12 protein-coding genes and 2 tRNA genes are annotated in these 15,426 nt (G+C 67.3%); 7 read left to right on the forward strand and 7 right to left on the reverse strand.

Translation table 11 applies throughout. The features are described 5' to 3' along the window. Nucleotides 1–4: 4 nt before the first annotated feature. Entirely contained in the window at nucleotides 5–886 is an 882-nt protein-coding gene (locus SNE34_RS03030) for a mechanosensitive ion channel family protein (RefSeq protein WP_332614553.1), read from the reverse strand. A gap of 103 nt (nucleotides 887–989) precedes the next feature. Next, nucleotides 990–3,362, reverse strand: coding sequence for a phosphoenolpyruvate synthase (ppsA, locus tag SNE34_RS03035; RefSeq protein WP_332614555.1), 2,373 nt, complete (start codon nucleotides 3,360–3,362; stop codon nucleotides 990–992). A 144-nt stretch (nucleotides 3,363–3,506) separates the two neighbouring features. Between ppsA and ppsR the strand changes: the two genes are divergently transcribed. From ppsR to SNE34_RS03055, 4 genes are all read left to right on the forward strand, one after another. Beyond that, nucleotides 3,507–4,328: a posphoenolpyruvate synthetase regulatory kinase/phosphorylase PpsR gene (ppsR, locus tag SNE34_RS03040; protein WP_332614557.1), complete on the forward strand. Its 822-nt coding sequence runs from the start codon at nucleotides 3,507–3,509 to the stop codon at nucleotides 4,326–4,328. 107 nt (nucleotides 4,329–4,435) lie between these two features. Beyond that, nucleotides 4,436–4,930 (forward strand): DUF1249 domain-containing protein, encoded by a 495-nt coding sequence (locus SNE34_RS03045; RefSeq protein ID WP_332614559.1) that lies wholly within the window; start codon nucleotides 4,436–4,438, stop codon nucleotides 4,928–4,930. A gap of 44 nt (nucleotides 4,931–4,974) precedes the next feature. Next, nucleotides 4,975–5,050 (forward strand) — tRNA-Ala (locus SNE34_RS03050). Between the two features lie 66 nt (nucleotides 5,051–5,116). Then, nucleotides 5,117–5,192, forward strand: a tRNA-Glu gene (locus tag SNE34_RS03055). A 72-nt stretch (nucleotides 5,193–5,264) separates the two neighbouring features. Here SNE34_RS03055 and SNE34_RS03060 read toward each other — a convergent pair. The 4 genes from SNE34_RS03060 to SNE34_RS03075 are packed head-to-tail and all read right to left on the reverse strand — an operon-like array spanning nucleotide 5,265 to nucleotide 11,963. Further along, nucleotides 5,265–6,737: an efflux transporter outer membrane subunit gene (locus SNE34_RS03060; protein WP_332614561.1), complete on the reverse strand. Its 1,473-nt coding sequence runs from the start codon at nucleotides 6,735–6,737 to the stop codon at nucleotides 5,265–5,267. Beyond that, nucleotides 6,730–9,897: an efflux RND transporter permease subunit gene (locus tag SNE34_RS03065; RefSeq protein WP_332614563.1), complete on the reverse strand. Its 3,168-nt coding sequence runs from the start codon at nucleotides 9,895–9,897 to the stop codon at nucleotides 6,730–6,732. The genes SNE34_RS03060 and SNE34_RS03065 overlap by 8 nt, the downstream gene beginning before the upstream one ends. A gap of 36 nt (nucleotides 9,898–9,933) precedes the next feature. Further along, nucleotides 9,934–11,157, reverse strand: a complete 1,224-nt coding sequence (locus tag SNE34_RS03070; RefSeq protein ID WP_332614564.1) for an efflux RND transporter periplasmic adaptor subunit — start codon at nucleotides 11,155–11,157, stop codon at nucleotides 9,934–9,936. After that, a complete protein-coding gene (locus tag SNE34_RS03075; protein WP_332614566.1) occupies nucleotides 11,154–11,963 on the reverse strand; it encodes an SDR family NAD(P)-dependent oxidoreductase in 810 nt (269 codons plus the stop codon). The genes SNE34_RS03070 and SNE34_RS03075 overlap by 4 nt, the downstream gene beginning before the upstream one ends. Nucleotides 11,964–12,340: 377 nt before the next feature. On the opposite strand from SNE34_RS03075, the gene SNE34_RS03080 reads away from it, so the two are divergent. Further along, nucleotides 12,341–13,384, forward strand: a complete 1,044-nt coding sequence (locus tag SNE34_RS03080; RefSeq protein ID WP_332614567.1) for a LysR family transcriptional regulator — start codon at nucleotides 12,341–12,343, stop codon at nucleotides 13,382–13,384. Nucleotides 13,385–13,403: 19 nt separating this feature from the next. After that, a complete protein-coding gene (locus SNE34_RS03085; protein ID WP_332614569.1) occupies nucleotides 13,404–14,375 on the forward strand; it encodes a LysR family transcriptional regulator in 972 nt (323 codons plus the stop codon). Between the two features lie 13 nt (nucleotides 14,376–14,388). Here the strand turns inward: SNE34_RS03085 and SNE34_RS03090 are convergent, their stop codons facing one another. After that, on the reverse strand, nucleotides 14,389–14,811 hold the full coding sequence (locus SNE34_RS03090) for a hypothetical protein (RefSeq protein WP_332614571.1): 423 nt from the start codon (nucleotides 14,809–14,811) through the stop codon (nucleotides 14,389–14,391). A gap of 156 nt (nucleotides 14,812–14,967) precedes the next feature. Here SNE34_RS03090 and SNE34_RS03095 point away from each other — a divergent pair. Then, nucleotides 14,968–15,426 (forward strand): multicopper oxidase domain-containing protein (locus tag SNE34_RS03095; RefSeq protein WP_332614573.1); only part of this gene is annotated, 459 nt, incomplete at its 3' end.

Raw genomic sequence — 15,426 nt, forward strand, 5'->3', positions numbered from 1 at the left:
CGACTCAGTTCACGACACCCGGATCCGGCGCCGGCAACCGGCGCGGGTCGACGATGCTGCCGTCGGCGACATGGTGGTACATGTGCACGTCGCGTTGCGGGAACGGAATGCTGACGCCGGCCTTGTCAAAGCCCTTCTTGATCCGCTCGATCAACTCGCACTTGGTCGCGAAGTAGTCGGCATTGCCGGCGTGGCAGCGGATGCCGAGGTTCACGCTGTTGTCGCCCAGCGAATACACCAGCACGTCGGGCGCCGGTTCGGCCAGGACCCGGGCGTCGGCGTGCATGATCTCCAGCGCGACTGTCCGGGCGGTATCGATGTCGTCGGTGTAGCCGATGCCTATGACCAACTCGATACGGCGCATCACGTCGGGGGTGAGGTTGATGATCGAGTCGCTGGTGATCAGGCTGTTGGGCAGCACGATCGTCTGGTTGTCGGCGCCGCGCAGGCGGGTCTGGAAGATGCTGACCGACTCGACCGAGCCGGTTTCGCCGTTGATGTTGACGACATCGCCGACCTTGAACGGCTTGAGCGTCACCAGCATCACCCCGGAGGCAATGTTCGACAGCGAGTCCTTCAGCGCCAGGCCGATCGCCAGGCCGGCGGCGCCGAGTACCGCGATCATCGAGGTCATCGGCACCCCGACCACCTGCAGCACGGCCAGCAGCAGCACCACCAGCAGCACGACATAGGCGACCTTGCGCAGGAACTGCACGGCCGTGGGTTCGACCTTGGCCCGGGTCAGTCCCCGCTCGGCCAGGCCGGCGATCCATTTCACGATCCGCAGGCCGATGAAGAGGATCACAAGCGCGCCCAGCACCTTGATGCCGATAGTCACCGCAAGGGTCTTCCAGTCGATGCCGTCGATGTTGGCCAGCCACTCCATGTCACTCTCCCGATTCTTCAAATGCGACGCCCCGCATCAGCGGGGCGTCGGTCACGGCGTGCAGGCTAACGGTGTAGCCGTTAGCGTTCCGTCATCGCTCCGATCATCCCGCCTTGGCCTTGGCCAGGCGCAGCCAGGTGTCGACCACGGTGTCGGGGTTGAGCGACACCGACTCGATGCCTTGCTCCATCAACCACACGGCGAGGTCGGGATGATCGCTCGGGCCCTGGCCGCAAATGCCGACGTACTTGCCCTTGGCGCGCGCGGTCTGGATCGCCATCGCCAGCAACTTCTTGACCGCCGGGTCGCGTTCGTCGAACAGGTGCGCGACCAGGCCGGAATCGCGGTCCAGTCCGAGGGTCAGCTGGGTCAGGTCGTTGGAGCCGATCGAGAAGCCGTCGAAGATCTCGAGGAACTCCTCGGCCAGCAGCGCGTTCGACGGCAGCTCGCACATCATGATGATCTTCAGCCCGTCCTTGCCTTGCTCAAGGCCGTTGGTGCGCAACACCTCGACCACCTTGCGGCCTTCATCGAGCGTGCGCACGAACGGAATCATCACCCAGCAGTTGGTCAGCCCCATCTGCTCGCGCACCTTCAGCACCGCGCGGCACTCCAGCGCGAACGCCTCGGTGAAGCTCGGGTCGACGTAGCGGCTCGCGCCGCGGAAGCCGATCATCGGGTTCTCTTCGTGCGGTTCGTAGGCGGCGCCGCCGATCAGGTTGGCGTACTCGTTGGACTTGAAGTCGCTCAGGCGCACGATCACCGGGTTCGGCGCGAACGCCGCGGTGATCGTGGCGATGCCCTCGGCCAGCCGGTCGACGTAGAAATCGACCGGGTCGCCGTAGCCGGCGATGCGTTCGTCGATCTTCTTTTTGGTCGCCGCATCCTGCGTTGCGTACTCAAGCAACGCCTTGGGATGGATGCCGATATGGCTGGCGATGATCATCTCCAGCCGCGCCAGGCCCACGCCGGCGTTGGGCAGCATCGCGAAGTCGAACGCACGCTCCGGATTGGCGACATTCATCATCACCTTGAGCGGCGCCGGCGGCATCTTCTCCAGATCGGCGGTGTGACGCTCGAAGGGCAGGGCACCGTCGTAGATGAAACCGGTGTCGCCCTCGGCGCAACTGATGGTGACGGTCTGGCCGTCCTTGATCGTGTCCAGCGCATTGCCGGTGCCGACCACGGCCGGCACGCCGAGCTCGCGCGCGATGATCGCGGCGTGGCAGGTGCGGCCGCCGCGGTTGGTGACGATAGCGGCCGAGCGCTTCATCACCGGCTCCCAGTCGGGGTCGGTCATGTCGGCGACCAGCACGTCGCCGGGCTGCACCCGCGCCATGTCGTCGAGCGAGCGCACCACGCGGGCGACGCCGCTGCCGATTTTCTGGCCGATCGAGCGGCCCTCGCAGATCACCGGGCCGCGCTCGCCGAGCTGGTAACGCTCGATCTGGGTCGCCTTGCTGCGCGACTTCACCGTCTCCGGGCGCGCCTGGACGATGAAGAGCTTGCCGCTGACGCCGTCCTTGGCCCACTCGATATCCATCGGGCGGCCGTAGTGCTTCTCGATGGTGAGCGCCTGACGGGCCAGCTCGTGCACGTCCTCGTCGGAGATCGAGAACGTGCTGCGCAGTTCGGCCGGGGTGTCCTCGGTGCGCACGCGCTCGCCGGGCTGGTCGGAATAAACCATGCGCAACTGCTTGGCGCCGATCGAGCGGCGCAGGATCGCGTGCTTGCCGTCGAGCAGGGTGGCTTTGTTGACGTAGAACTCGTCCGGGTTGACCGCGCCCTGCACGACCATCTCGCCGAGGCCGAAACTCGAGGTGATGAACACCACGCCGCGGAAGCCCGACTCGGTGTCGAGGGTAAACAGCACGCCGGAAGCGCCGACGTCGGAGCGGACCATGAGTTGCACGCCGGCCGACAGGAACACGTCCTCGTGCTTGAAGCCGTGGTGCACGCGGTAGGCGATCGCGCGGTCGTTGTAGAGGCTGGCGAAGACTTCCTTGACCTTGACGACGACATCGTCCTCGCCGGTCACGTTGAGGAAGGTTTCCTGCTGGCCGGCGAAGCTCGCGTCGGGCAGGTCCTCGGCGGTCGCCGACGAGCGCACCGCGACCGCGACGTCACCGCCGCCGTTCTCGGAGCACAACTGCCGGTAGGCACTGCGGATGTCGGTATCGAGCGCCGGCTGCAGCGGCGCATCGATCACCCACTGGCGGATCTCGGTGCCGGCCGCGGTGAGCGCGCCGACGTCCTCGACATCGAGGTTGGCCAGGCGGTCGAAGATCCGCTGGTGCAGGTCGTTGTGGGCGATGAAGTCCTTGAACGCCTCGGCCGTGGTGGCGTAGCCGCCGGGCACCGAAACCCCGAGGCCCGCGAGGTTGCCGATCATCTCGCCGAGCGACGAATTCTTGCCGCCGACGCGGGCCAGGTCGTCGAGGCGCAGCGCGTGCAGCCAGAGGATATTCTCGTTCAAGACAGCCGATCTCCAGTGGTTTGGGCGCGTCCGCGCGCGCCAAGCCGCTATGATCGCCTTTGCGTCGAGTGCATACAAGCTTGATTCGACGGGGTTTTTCCTGTTTGCACGCACCCGCGTGCCCATCAACCCAGAGAGGTCGCGATGACGGCAGTACGGCCGGTTTTCTATGTTTCCGACGGCACCGGCATCACTGCCGAGACCATTGGCCACAGTCTCCTGACCCAGTTCACCGATACCCATTTCATCGGCGAGCGCATTTCCTTCGTCAACGACATCGAGAGCGCGCGCGAGGCCGCCGTGCGGATCAACGCCGCATCCGAGATCCACGGGGTCCGCGCGGTGGTCATCAATTCGTGCATGGACAGCGAGGTCAGCGAGACCCTGGCCGAGAGCGGGGCGTTGATGCTGGACGTGTTCGCGCCGTTCATCGAGCCGCTGGAGCGCGAGCTGGAGCAGACCCGCCAGCGCCATGTCGGCCGCGCCCACGCGATCGTCGACTTCGACACCTACCATCGACGCATCAATGCGATGAACTACGCATTGACCCATGACGACGGCGCCGCCGTGGATTACTCCGACGCCGACGTGATCCTGGTCGCGGTGTCGCGGGCCGGCAAGACCCCGACTTGCGTCTACCTGGCGTTGCACTACGGCGTGCGCGCGGCGAACTACCCGCTGACCGAGGAAGACCTGGAGCACGACCGCCTGCCGGACCTGTTGCGCCAGCACCGCGCCAAGCTGTTCGGATTGACCATCGACCCGATCCGCCTGCAGCAGATCCGCCAGGAGCGCCGGCCCAATTCGCGTTACGCGAAGCTGGAGACCTGTCGCCACGAGGTCGCCGCGGCCGAGGCGCTGTTCCGGGCCGAACGCATCCCGACCCTGAGCACGACCCATACCTCGATCGAGGAAATCGCCAGCAAGGTGATGTCGACCCTGGGGATCCGCCGCGAGATGTTCTAAAGAGGCGGGGCAGGGAGTTTCCCGCGCGCAGCGAACCTTGAAAGTACGACCGCCCGTGGCCTCCGTCAATGCTGCCGCGGTACAGCTCCCGCGTGTAGCATCGGGTCATGAGTTCACTGGCCACCCGCACCGCGCGCATCCCCACGCTGAGCCGTCTTGGCTGGCTGATGGCGCTGTATACCGAGAACCACGAACGGCTCGAGCAACTGTTCCGGCCGACCGGGTTGCGGGCGGGGCGCTACGTCTCCAGCGTCGGCGACGGCCTGGACCTGCACGTCGACGTGATCGAGCAGCACCGCTACACCACGGAGCTGCGTCTGACCTACGCCATGCCCGACCCGGTGACGGGCCAGCCGGACCCGTCGGCCTACCTGCGCCAGTACCACGACGCCCGCCAACTGGAAGCGACCCATTGCTACGTCGGCCGCCGCTGGCAGGACGTGATCGGCATGTACCCGCCGCCGGCGGAGCTGATCGGGCATCGCCTGCGGATGAACACCTTCCTCGGCAAATGGCTGCAGTACCTGGCCGAGCGGGGCCACGGCATCGACACCCTGGCCCCCGATGAAAAAAAGTTCAGCGAACTCGCAAAGATCGCTTGACGATTTCCGGAGTCGTCCCTAAGCTTGTCGACTTTCCAGCCCGTGGGGCCATAGCTCAGCTGGGAGAGCGCCTGCATGGCATGCAGGAGGTCGGCGGTTCGATCCCGCCTGGCTCCACCATTTTCAAAGTGTTCTTCGATACTCGACCGAGTGAAAGCGGTCGGCCCAAGTGCGAAGTTCCACTGTGTCCCCATCGTCTAGAGGCCTAGGACACTGCCCTTTCACGGCGGCGACAGGGGTTCGAATCCCCTTGGGGACACCACTTTTTCATTAGAAGGCCCGCCATTGGCGGGCCTTCTTTTTTGTGTCGACAAGTTTGCGTCGATGGATCGCGTCAGTCGGCGCTTGCCACATCCTCCCGCAGCGGGATCCGGCTCGACCAGCCGCCGGCCATCGCCTTGTACACCGCCACCGCACTGGTCGCCGCGCGGGTGCGGACATCGGCCAGCGCGTCCTGCGCCTGCAGTTTGGTGCGTTCGGCATCCAGCACTTCCAGCAGTCCGGTGGCTCCGGCGTCATAACGCACGTGGGCCAATTCCGCGGCGCGGGCGCTGTCCTCGGCGGCCTGCTGCAGGTGCTGGTCCTCGGTGCGGGTGCGGGCGCAGCGGACCAGGGCGTTCTCGGTTTCCTCCAGGGCCAGGACCACGGTCTTCTGGTAGCTGGCCAGCTCGCCGGCGGCGTCGGCATCGGCGGCAGCCATGCGGGCGCGGACGCGGCCGATGTCGAGGAACGACCAGTCGATGCCCAATGCGATCAGGCGGGTTTCGCTGTCGCGTTCGAACAGGTTGCTGCTGTCGATCGCCTGGCTGCCGATCAGCCCGCCGAGGGTGAAGCGCGGGAACAGGTCGGCGGTGGCGACGCCGATCCGCGCGGTGGCGGCGTGCAGTCGTTGCTCGGCGGCGGCGATGTCGGGACGGCGGCGCAGCAGTTCGCCGGGAGTGCCGGGATCGATCGGCGCGGGCAGGGCGGGGAGGTCGGCAGGCTGTTGCAGTTCCACGACGAGGGCGCCCGGGGTCTTGCCGGTCAGTACCGCAAGGCGGTGCATCATCACCGCGGCCTCGGCTTCCAGCGCAGGCACCCGGGCAAGGGTCGCCTGCAACTGGGCGCTGGCCCGGGCGCGGTCGAAGCCGGTCGCGCTGCCGGCATCGAGCCGGGCCTGGACGATGCGCAGGGTCTCGCGCTGGTTGTCGGCATTCTCGCGCGCGACATCGAGGCGCTCCTGCAGGCCGCGCAGGTCGATGTAGCTGCGGGCGACCTCGGCGACGATGGCAACCTGCAGCGCGGCGAGGTCGGCCGCGGTGGCGGCGGCCTCGGCACGTTGCGATTCGACCCCGCGACGGACGCGGCCGAACAGGTCGAGCTCCCAGGCCATGTCGATGCCGGCCGAGTAGCTTTCACCGTCGCGTTGCTCCCGCGACAGGCCCGGCGCCTGGTCGGCGCTGGCGCGTCCGTCGCTTCCTTCGGCACTGGCGGTGACGGTCGGGAACTGGTCGAAACGCGAGCCGCGCAGCAACGCATTCGCACGGTCGAAGCGGGTCAGGGCGATGCGCAGGTCGTAGTTGGCTACCAGCGCTTCGTCGACCAGCCGGGTCAGCATCGGGTCGTCGAACGCGTTCCAGAAGTCCGCGTCGGGTTGTGGCTGTGGCGCGACCGCGAGGGCATTGGCATCGTCGCGGACGAACTGCTCCGGCACGGACAGGGTGGGCCGCACATGGTCGGGTCCGACCATGCAGGCGGCGAGGGCCAAGGTCAGCGCCGCAGGTACGAGCAGGCGCGCAGCGTGGTGGAATTGAAGCGTGTTACGCATGGGTGATCTCCTGCAGTTCGCTGTGCGCCTGCTTGCCGGCACGCCGCGACACCAGCTTGCGCAGGGCGACGTAGAACACCGGGGTCAGGAACAGGCCGAACAGGGTGACGCCGAGCATGCCGGCGAAGACGGTGATGCCGGTGATCGAGCGGACTTCCGCACCGGCGCCGGAAGAGAGGACCAGCGGCACGGTGCCGGCGATGAAGGCGATCGAGGTCATGACGATCGGACGCAGGCGCAGGCGGCAGGCTTCCAGCGCGGCTTCGACGATGCCGCGGCCCTGCATCTCCAGCTCGCGGGCGAACTCGACGATTAGGATCGCGTTCTTGCACGCGAGCCCCATCAGCACCACCAGCCCTACCTGCACGAACACGTTGTTGTCGCCGGTCAGCCACACGCCCAGCAACGCCGACAACATCACGATCGGCACGATCAGGATCACTGCAAGCGGCAAGGTCCAGCTCTCGTAGAGCGCGGCCAGCACCAGGAATGCCAGCAGCACCGCGAGCGGGAACACCACCAGCGCCGCATTGCCCTGGGTGGACTGCTGGTAGCTCAGGTCGGTCCACTCGATCACCATGCCCTGGGGCAGCACCTGCTGTGCGAGTTCCTCCAGCTTCTCCATCGCCTGCGCCGACGACATCACCCGTGGGTCGGCTTCGCCCATGAGGTCCGCCGCGGTATGGCCGTTGTAGCGGATCACCGGGTCGGGACCGAAGGTCCTGCTCACCTCGACCATGCTGCCGATCGGCACCATATCGCCGTGGACGTTGCGGGTGCGCAGGTTGCCGATGTCCTCGACGCTGTCGCGGTACGAGCCGTCCGCCTGCGCGATCACCTGCCAGGTGCGGCCGAACATGTTGAAATCGTTGACGTAGGCCGAACCCAGGTAGGTCTGCAGGGTGTCGAACAGTTCGGTCAACGGAACGCCCTGCGCCTTGGCCTTGACCCGGTCCACTTCGACGTCGAGTTGCGGCACGTTGGCCTGGTAGCTGCTGTTGAGGTAGCCCAGCCCCGGTGTCTGCGAACCGGCAGCCTGCATCGCCTGCACCGCGCTCTGCAACGCGCCGTAGCCGAGGTTGCCGCGGTCCTCGATGAACAGCGAGTAGCCCGAGCCGTTGCCCAGCCCCTGGATCGGCGGCGGCATCAGGGCGAAGGCAAAGCCCTCCTGGATGCCGGCGATCTTCGCGTTGAGCTCGTCGGTGATCTCCTTGGCGCTGCGGGTGCGCTCGCCGAACGGCTCGAGGGTGATGAAGCTGACGCCGTAGTTGGGCGTGTTGATGAACTGCAACGGATTGAAGCCCGGGAACGCGACGTCGTTCTTCACCCCCTCGATGTCGAGCGCGAGGGCGCCGATTTTCTTCAGGGCCTCGTCCGTGCGCTCGATCGAGGAGCCTTCCGGCATCTTGATACCAGCAATGATGTAGCCCTTGTCCTGCACCGGAATGAAGCCCTTCGGCACGACCTGGAACATCAGCCCCGTCGCCAGCAGCAAGCCGGCATAGACCGCGAACACCGCGCCACGGCGGCCCAGCGCCTTGGCCACGCCGTGCTCGTAGCGCTCGGAGCTTTTGGCGAAGAACCGGTTGAACGGCCGGAACACCCAGCCGAACATCCGGTCGATCAGGCGCGTCGGCCGGTCCTTCGGCGCGCCGTGCGGCTTCAGCAGGCGCGCGGCCAGCGCCGGCGACAGGGTCAGCGAATTGATCGCGGAGATCACCGTCGAGATCGCGATGGTCACCGCGAACTGCTTGTAGAACTCGCCGGTGACGCCCGACAGGAACGCCATCGGCACGAACACCGCGCACAGCACCAGCGCGATCGCGATGATCGGGCCGGACACCTCCCGCATCGCCAGGTGCGCGGCTTGCAGTGGCGTCGCGCCCGCCTCGATGTGGCGTTCCACGTTCTCGACCACGACGATCGCGTCATCCACCACGATGCCGATCGCCAGCACCAGTCCGAACAGGGTCAGGGTGTTGATCGAGAAGCCCAGCAGGTACAGCGCGGCGAAGGTGCCGACCACCGACACCGGCACCGCGATCAGTGGAATGATCGAGGCGCGCCAGGTCTGCAGGAACAGGATCACCACCAGCACCACCAGCAGCGTGGCTTCCAGCAGCGTGGTGACCACCGACTTGATCGAGTCGCGCACGAACACCGTGGTGTCGTAGATCGACTTGTACTCGATGCCCGGCGGGAAGCTCTTGGCCGCCTCGTCCATGCGGCGGATGACCTCGTCGCGAATCTCCAGCGCGTTGGCGCCCGGTGCCTGGAAGATGCCGATGGCGGCGGCGTTCTGGCCGTCCAGGCGCGAACGCATGCTGTAGTCGCCCGCGGCCAGCTCGATGCGGGCCACGTCGGACAGGCGCACGACCGTGCCGTCGGCGCCGGTCTTGATCACCACGTTGCCGAACTCCTCGACGGTGGAGAGACGGCCCTTGGCGTTGATCAGGGTGAGGAAGTCACTGCCATGGGCCATCGGCTCGGCGCCGAGCTGGCCGGCGGAGACCTGGATGTTCTGTTCGCGCACCGCGCGCACCACGTCGCCCGCCGTCAGTCCGCGCGAGGCGACCTTGTCGGGATCCAGCCACAGCCGCATCGCGTAATCGCCGCCGCCGAACGCCTGCGCGTCGCCCACGCCGGGGATGCTCGCCAATCGGTCCTTGACGTGCAGGCGCAGGTAGTTGCGCAGGTACAGGGTGTCGTACTTGCCGTCAGGCGAGGTCAGGTGGACGACCATCAGGAACACCGGCGACTGCTTCTGCGTGGTCACGCCCTGACGGCGCACGTCCTCGGGCAGTCGCGCCAGGGCCTGGCTGACCCGGTTCTGCACACGCACGGTCGCCTCGTCGGCATCGACCTCGGGACCGAAGGTCACGGTGGTCTGCAGCGAGCCGTCGGAGCTGGCCACCGACTTCATGTACATCAGGCCTTCGACGCCGCGGATGGATTCCTCCAGCGGCGTGGCGACGGTTTCGGCGATGACCTTGGGGTTGGCGCCCGGATACACAGTGCGCACCATTACCGATGGCGGCACCACTTCCGGGTATTCGCCGATCGGCAGCAGCGGGATCGAGATCAGGCCGGCGGCGAAGATCACGATCGACAGCACCGCGGCGAAGATCGGCCGGTCGATGAAGAACTTTGAGAAATCCATGGGGGAGAGTTCCTTGTTGGCGATTCGCGGGCGGACTTACTTCGCGCCCGCGACGCTTGCGACCTGGGCTGCGGAGCTGGCCGGCGGCGCGCCCATCGCGATGGTTTGCGGATCGACCGGCATGCCCGGGAAGAACACCTTCTGCACGCCGTGGACGATCACCTTGTCGTTGGCACTCAATCCGGAGGTCACCACGCGCAGGCCCTCGGCCTTGTCGCCCAGTTGCACGTCCTTGCGAACGGCGGTGTTGTCCTTGCCCAGCACGTAGACGTACTTGCGGTCCTGGTCGGTCATCACTGCCTTGTCGTCGATCAGCAGCACCTCGGACTTGTTGCCGCCGGCCAGTTGCACGCGGGCGAACAGGCCGGGGGCGAACACGCGGTCCGGGTTCGGCAGGACCGCGCGCAGGCGGATGGTGCCGGTGGCCGGGTCGACCTGGTTGTTGACGAAATCGACCGTGCCCCCGTGCGGGTAGCCCTCCTCGTTGGCCAGGCCGACGCGCACCGGATTGCTCGAGTCGGCGCGATCGCCGTTACGTGCCAGTTCGCGGTAATGCAGCCAGGTCTGCTCGTCGCCTTCGAAGTAGACGTGCACCGGATCCAGTGAGACCACGCTGGTCAGCACGGTGGCATCGGCTTGGGCGAGGTTGCCGGCGGTGAGCAGGGCGCGGCCGGCACGACCGTCGATCGGCGAGCGCACTTCGGTGAACTGCAGGTCGAGGCGGGCACTGGCGACCGCCGCCTCGGCGGCGCGGACCGCTGCGTTGCCCTGGCTGGCCGCGGCGCGACGGGCTTCGGCTTCCTCGCGCGAGATCGCCTTGGCTTCCACCAGCGTCTGCGCCCGCGTGCTCTGTGCCTTGGCGAGGTCGGCCTCGCTGCGCGCGCGGGCGAGGTTGGCCTCGGCCTGGGCGAGCGCGGCCTGGTACGGCCGCGGATCGATCACGAACAGCAGGTCGCCCTTGGCGACTTCCTCGCCTTCCTCGAAGGCGACGCGTTCGACATAGCCGCTGACCCGGGGGCGCAGCTCGACCGATTTCACCGCTTCGATGCGGCCGGTGAATTCGTCCCAGTGCTGCACGGGCTTCTCGACCACCTGGGCGACGCTGACCGCCGGCGCCGGCATCGCGCCGCCCGGAGCCGCCTGGCTGCCGCAACCGGACAGGCCCAAGGTGAGCACCACGGCGGCAATGGCGAGGGTGAGTTCGGGCAGGACGCTGCGGTTGAACCGGCCAGCCTGCGAGTTGTTCTTGGGGGAGGTCATGACGAAATGTCCTTATTGGAACCGGGGGAAGAAAAACGGCCCAGCAGCGCGCGGACGGCGACGAGGGAGGGGCAGCTGTCCGATGGGGGAGGTGCGCTGTCCGGGCCAAAACGGGAGGGGGTGTCGGGTGGCGGTGCGTAACGCACGACCGGGGTGTCGGGCGGGGGACGTTCGACCAGCGCCACCGCCTGCTGGCCGATCGCCAGTGCGCTGGGCCAGCGACTGCTGGCGTGCTTGCGGTTGGCCGCGGTGCAGACCGGAACGTCGACGGTCAGCAATTGCACCCGCACATCGAACGCGCGGGCCTCGTCGTGCAACACCCGGGCCAGCATCCGCAGCGCCGCGGCGCCGATCGAGCGGTGGCCGTGGCCGGCCCAGGGATGCTCGCTGCCGGGGCCGCCGATCATCAGGTAGTTGCCGCGCCCGGCCTCCGACAGCAACGGCAACAGGTGGCGGGCGGCGGCGAGGTGCGGCAACAGGTCCTCGTCGAGCTTGCGCTGCAGGAAGGCGGCCGGCTGGTCCAGCACCCGGCCGCTGCTGGCGTTCCCGCAGACCGAGGCAACGATGCCGGCGAACGGCCGGCGCAGTTCGCGCAGCCGCTCCGCGAGCGCGGCACCGTCGCTGTCGCTGGCGACCGAGCCCGGCAGCGTTGTCAGGTCGATGCCGGTGTAGTCGCGAGCCAATGCTTCAAGCGCATCCGCATGGCGCGCCACCGCGATCACCGGGTGGCCGCGTTCGAGCGCGGCGCGAACGACGCCGCGACCGACGCCACCGGTCGCACCGAGAACGACAAGGGCGGCCTTCATTGTCCCGTTCCCGGGATTTTTTCTCCCACAATCCGCATGGAATAGCTCGCCGGTCGATGCGATGACCGACCTCGATGCCAAGTGGATGCCTGCCCGGAGGGGTGCTCGCGAACCTGCCGGGAAATCCGCGAAACAACCGCGAAGCCCGCAGTTGAGCCTTCCCAGTGCGGGTCAACGGCTGGCGTCACTTGCGGCCGTGTCGATTCGACGGCGGCGGGACGGTGGTTGGAGTGGTGGTTCATCGGACGGCCTGCGGCACTTCCAGTTCGGATGCGACACAGGCTAGGGGCCATGGCGGCACTTGATTAGCCATCAGATCGGGGAATAATTGTCCCGATCGCGGGTCAATGCCGGCGCGCGTGAACGGAGTCCCCCACATGGCCCGCGATCTCAACGACACCCTGATCTTCGTGAAGGTGATCGAGCACGGCAGCTTCATCGCCGCCGCCCGCTCGCTGCGACTGCCCAAGACCACCGTCAGCCGCAAGGTGCAGGAACTGGAATCCCGCCTCGGCGCGCAGCTGCTGCACCGCACGACCCGCAAGCTCGGTCTGACCGAGGCCGGCAACATCTACTACGAGCACTGCAAGCGCATCGCCCAGGAACTGGACGAAGCCGAGAACGCCGTCGGCCAGTTGCAGGGCGGCCCGCGCGGCTGGTTGCGCATCACCGCCCCGTATTCGATGGGCATCGAACGCATCGCGCCATTGTTGGGCGAGTTCCATGCGCGCCATCCCGAGGTACGGGTGGAAATGCTGCTGTCCAACGAGCCGCTGGACCTGATCGACAAGGAGATCGACGTCGCCTTGCGGGTCGGCAGCCTGCCGGACTCCAACCTGGTCGCGCGGCGTCTGGCGGTGATGCGTACCCAGGTCTATGCCAGCCCCGCCTACATCGAGCGTCACGGCGAGCCCCTGCATCCGGATGACCTGCAGCACCACCGGACCTTCGGCATGCAGAAGATGCGTCGCAACGGCCAGTTCCACTGGCCGCTCAACGACGGGGCGGGCCTGGCCGAGTACCGGATCAATCCGATCATGATCGCCAACGATCCGGCCGGTGGGCGCGGTGCGCTGCTGTGCGGCGAGGTGCTGATGCTGGCCAGCGACATCATGATCAAGGCCTACGCCGAAAAGGGGTACGTGCGTCGGGTGCTGGCCGGCTGGACCGGGCCGGAGCTGGAGCTCAACGCGTTGTTCCCGCGCGGCCAGGTGACCTCGCCGAAAGTCCGTGCGTTCGTGGACTTCCTGGTCGAGCGCCTTAACCTCGACGCGGACTACATGCAGACCCTGTGTCCCAACCTGCGTCCGTGCGGCGAGTCGATGAGCGCCGACGCGGCATCGGCGCCGCCGTGGGCGACACGGATGGCGCCTGCGCGCGAAGAGGACGAAGAACAGGCGCAGGAGGAAGTCGCCGCCTGACTTCCGCCCCGGAGTTCGCATGTCGATCGACCTCAACGGCAGCCTGATCTTCGTCAAGGTGGCCGAGCTCGGCAGCTTCATCGCCGCGGCCCGGGCATTGCGCATGCCCACGAGCACGGTCAGCCGCAAGGTGCAGGCACTGGAAAGCCGCCTCGGCGTCCAGCTGCTGCAGCGCACGACCCGCAGTCTCGACCTGACCGAAGCGGGAAGCGTCTACCACGCGCATTGCAGTCGGATCGCACGCGACCTGGAGGAGGCCGAAAGCGCGGTTGGCCAACTGCAGCTCGGTCCCCGTGGGCACCTGCGCTTCGCCACGCCGTACGACGTCGGCATCACCTGGATCGCGCCATTGCTGGGCGAGTTCCACGCGCGCCATCCGGAGATCCAGGTGGAGATGGTGCTCGGCAACGAGCCGCGCGACATCATCGACGAGGGCTTCGACGTCGCCCTGCGGATCGGCCCGTTGCCCGACTCCGGCCTGGTGGCGCGGCGGCTGGCAGTGTTCCGCACCCAGGTCTACGCCAGCCACGGCTACCTGGCCCGCCACGGCGAGCCGATGCATCCAGGCGAACTTCGCCACCATCGCGCCCTGGGATTGCGGACCCAGGGGCGCGACCACGATTTCTGCTGGCCGTTGGGCGAGGGTGGGGCGCTGGCCGATTACCCGATCGAGCCGGTCCTGGTATCCAACGATTTCGGCGCGCTGAAGGGCGCGCTGCTCGGCGACAAGGGACTGATGCTGGCCTGCGACGTCACCATCAAGTCCTATGCCGAGCGCGACCAGGTGCAGCACGTGCTGCCCGGCTGGACCGGGCCGGATCTGGCGTTCAGCGCGGTATTCCCGCGCGGCCAGGCGCAATCGCCGAAGGTTCGCGCGTTCGTCGATTTCCTGGTCGAGCGGCTCAGCTTCGATGCCGACTACATGCGGCAGCGTTGCCCCGACGGACAGCCGCCGGAGCGGTGCGAACGGCGATTGGCCGCGGTGGCCTAGACGTCTGCCGCGATCAGTGCGCCGACGGGCTCGGCTGTGCCGGGGTGGTCGGCGCGTCATTGCGCATGCCACGTTCGAGTTGTGCCTCGAACTCTTCCAGGCTCAAGCCCTTGGCCCGCGCCTCGGCATCGGCGGCATCGCGCAATGCATCGGAGAATTTCAGCACGATGCTGCCGCCGGCGCGTTCGTGCATCGCCGCGGCGCGCTTGAGCATGGCGAGGATCGTCGCCGCGCTGTCGGAGCCGCCGACCATCTTGCCGTCCAGCCCCAGCACCCACTCGCCGTCCTGGCGGGCGATGCCGCCGAGCAACGCGCCTGCGCTGTCGCGCAATTCGGCATGGGCTTCGATCGACGAACGCGGCGTCGCGGTGACGGTGCGCTCGCGGGCGGCCTTCTTGCGGTTGGCGTCGCGCTTGGCTTTTGACTGGATCGACATGATGAACCCCGTGCAACGTCGATGGATCCAGCGGTCGCAACCACTGGCGTGATCTCGAATTCAGGTTTCATTTTCGCGCAGAATGAAGGCCAACGGTAATGCCAATGTCTCGTGCGGTTCATGTCGGCGGCATGCCCAACTCGAACGGAGCTGTTGATGTCATTTGATTCCCTTGGTCGGCGCCCGGGTGGGCCGGCTGCGCGGTCGCGCCGTCGTTTCGTCCAGGGCCTGGCCGCCGGCGGTGCCGTGGCCGGCCTCGGCCTGTGGCCGCGCCAGTCGTGGGCGATGCAGGACGCCGGCCAGCCGAACGTGTTGTCGGGCACCCACTTCAAGCTGGACATCGGCGAGACGCCGATGAACTTCACCGGCCTGACCCGGCCGGCGATCACCATCAATGGCTCGCTGCCGGCGCCGCTGCTGCGCTGGCGCGAGGGCGACACGGTGACGCTCGATGTCGCCAACGCTCTGCCCGAAGGCTCGATCCACGGCCACCAGACCTCGATCCACTGGCACGGTCTGTTGCTTCCGGCCAACATGGATGGCGTGCCGGGCTTGAGCTTCGACGGCATCAACCGTGGCGAGGCCTATCGCTACCGGTTCGATGTCCGCCAGAAC

It is taken from the genome of Novilysobacter erysipheiresistens (genome assembly GCF_036663935.1).
Lineage (GTDB): Bacteria > Pseudomonadota > Gammaproteobacteria > Xanthomonadales > Xanthomonadaceae > Novilysobacter > Novilysobacter erysipheiresistens.

What these genes read in the sequence shown, in the direction of transcription:
- SNE34_RS03030 (WP_332614553.1), bottom strand. Translation starts at nt 886, where the DNA reads ATGGAGTGGCTGGCCAACATCGACGGCATCGACTGGAAGACCCTTGCG.
- ppsR (WP_332614557.1), top strand. Translation starts at nt 3,507, where the DNA reads ATGACGGCAGTACGGCCGGTTTTCTATGTTTCCGACGGCACCGGCATC.
- SNE34_RS03045 (WP_332614559.1), top strand. Translation starts at nt 4,436, where the DNA reads ATGAGTTCACTGGCCACCCGCACCGCGCGCATCCCCACGCTGAGCCGT.
- SNE34_RS03060 (WP_332614561.1), bottom strand. Translation starts at nt 6,737, where the DNA reads ATGCGTAACACGCTTCAATTCCACCACGCTGCGCGCCTGCTCGTACCT.
- SNE34_RS03065 (WP_332614563.1), bottom strand. Translation starts at nt 9,897, where the DNA reads ATGGATTTCTCAAAGTTCTTCATCGACCGGCCGATCTTCGCCGCGGTG.
- SNE34_RS03070 (WP_332614564.1), bottom strand. Translation starts at nt 11,157, where the DNA reads ATGACCTCCCCCAAGAACAACTCGCAGGCTGGCCGGTTCAACCGCAGC.
- SNE34_RS03075 (WP_332614566.1), bottom strand. Translation starts at nt 11,963, where the DNA reads ATGAAGGCCGCCCTTGTCGTTCTCGGTGCGACCGGTGGCGTCGGTCGC.
- SNE34_RS03080 (WP_332614567.1), top strand. Translation starts at nt 12,341, where the DNA reads ATGGCCCGCGATCTCAACGACACCCTGATCTTCGTGAAGGTGATCGAG.
- SNE34_RS03085 (WP_332614569.1), top strand. Translation starts at nt 13,404, where the DNA reads ATGTCGATCGACCTCAACGGCAGCCTGATCTTCGTCAAGGTGGCCGAG.
- SNE34_RS03090 (WP_332614571.1), bottom strand. Translation starts at nt 14,811, where the DNA reads ATGTCGATCCAGTCAAAAGCCAAGCGCGACGCCAACCGCAAGAAGGCC.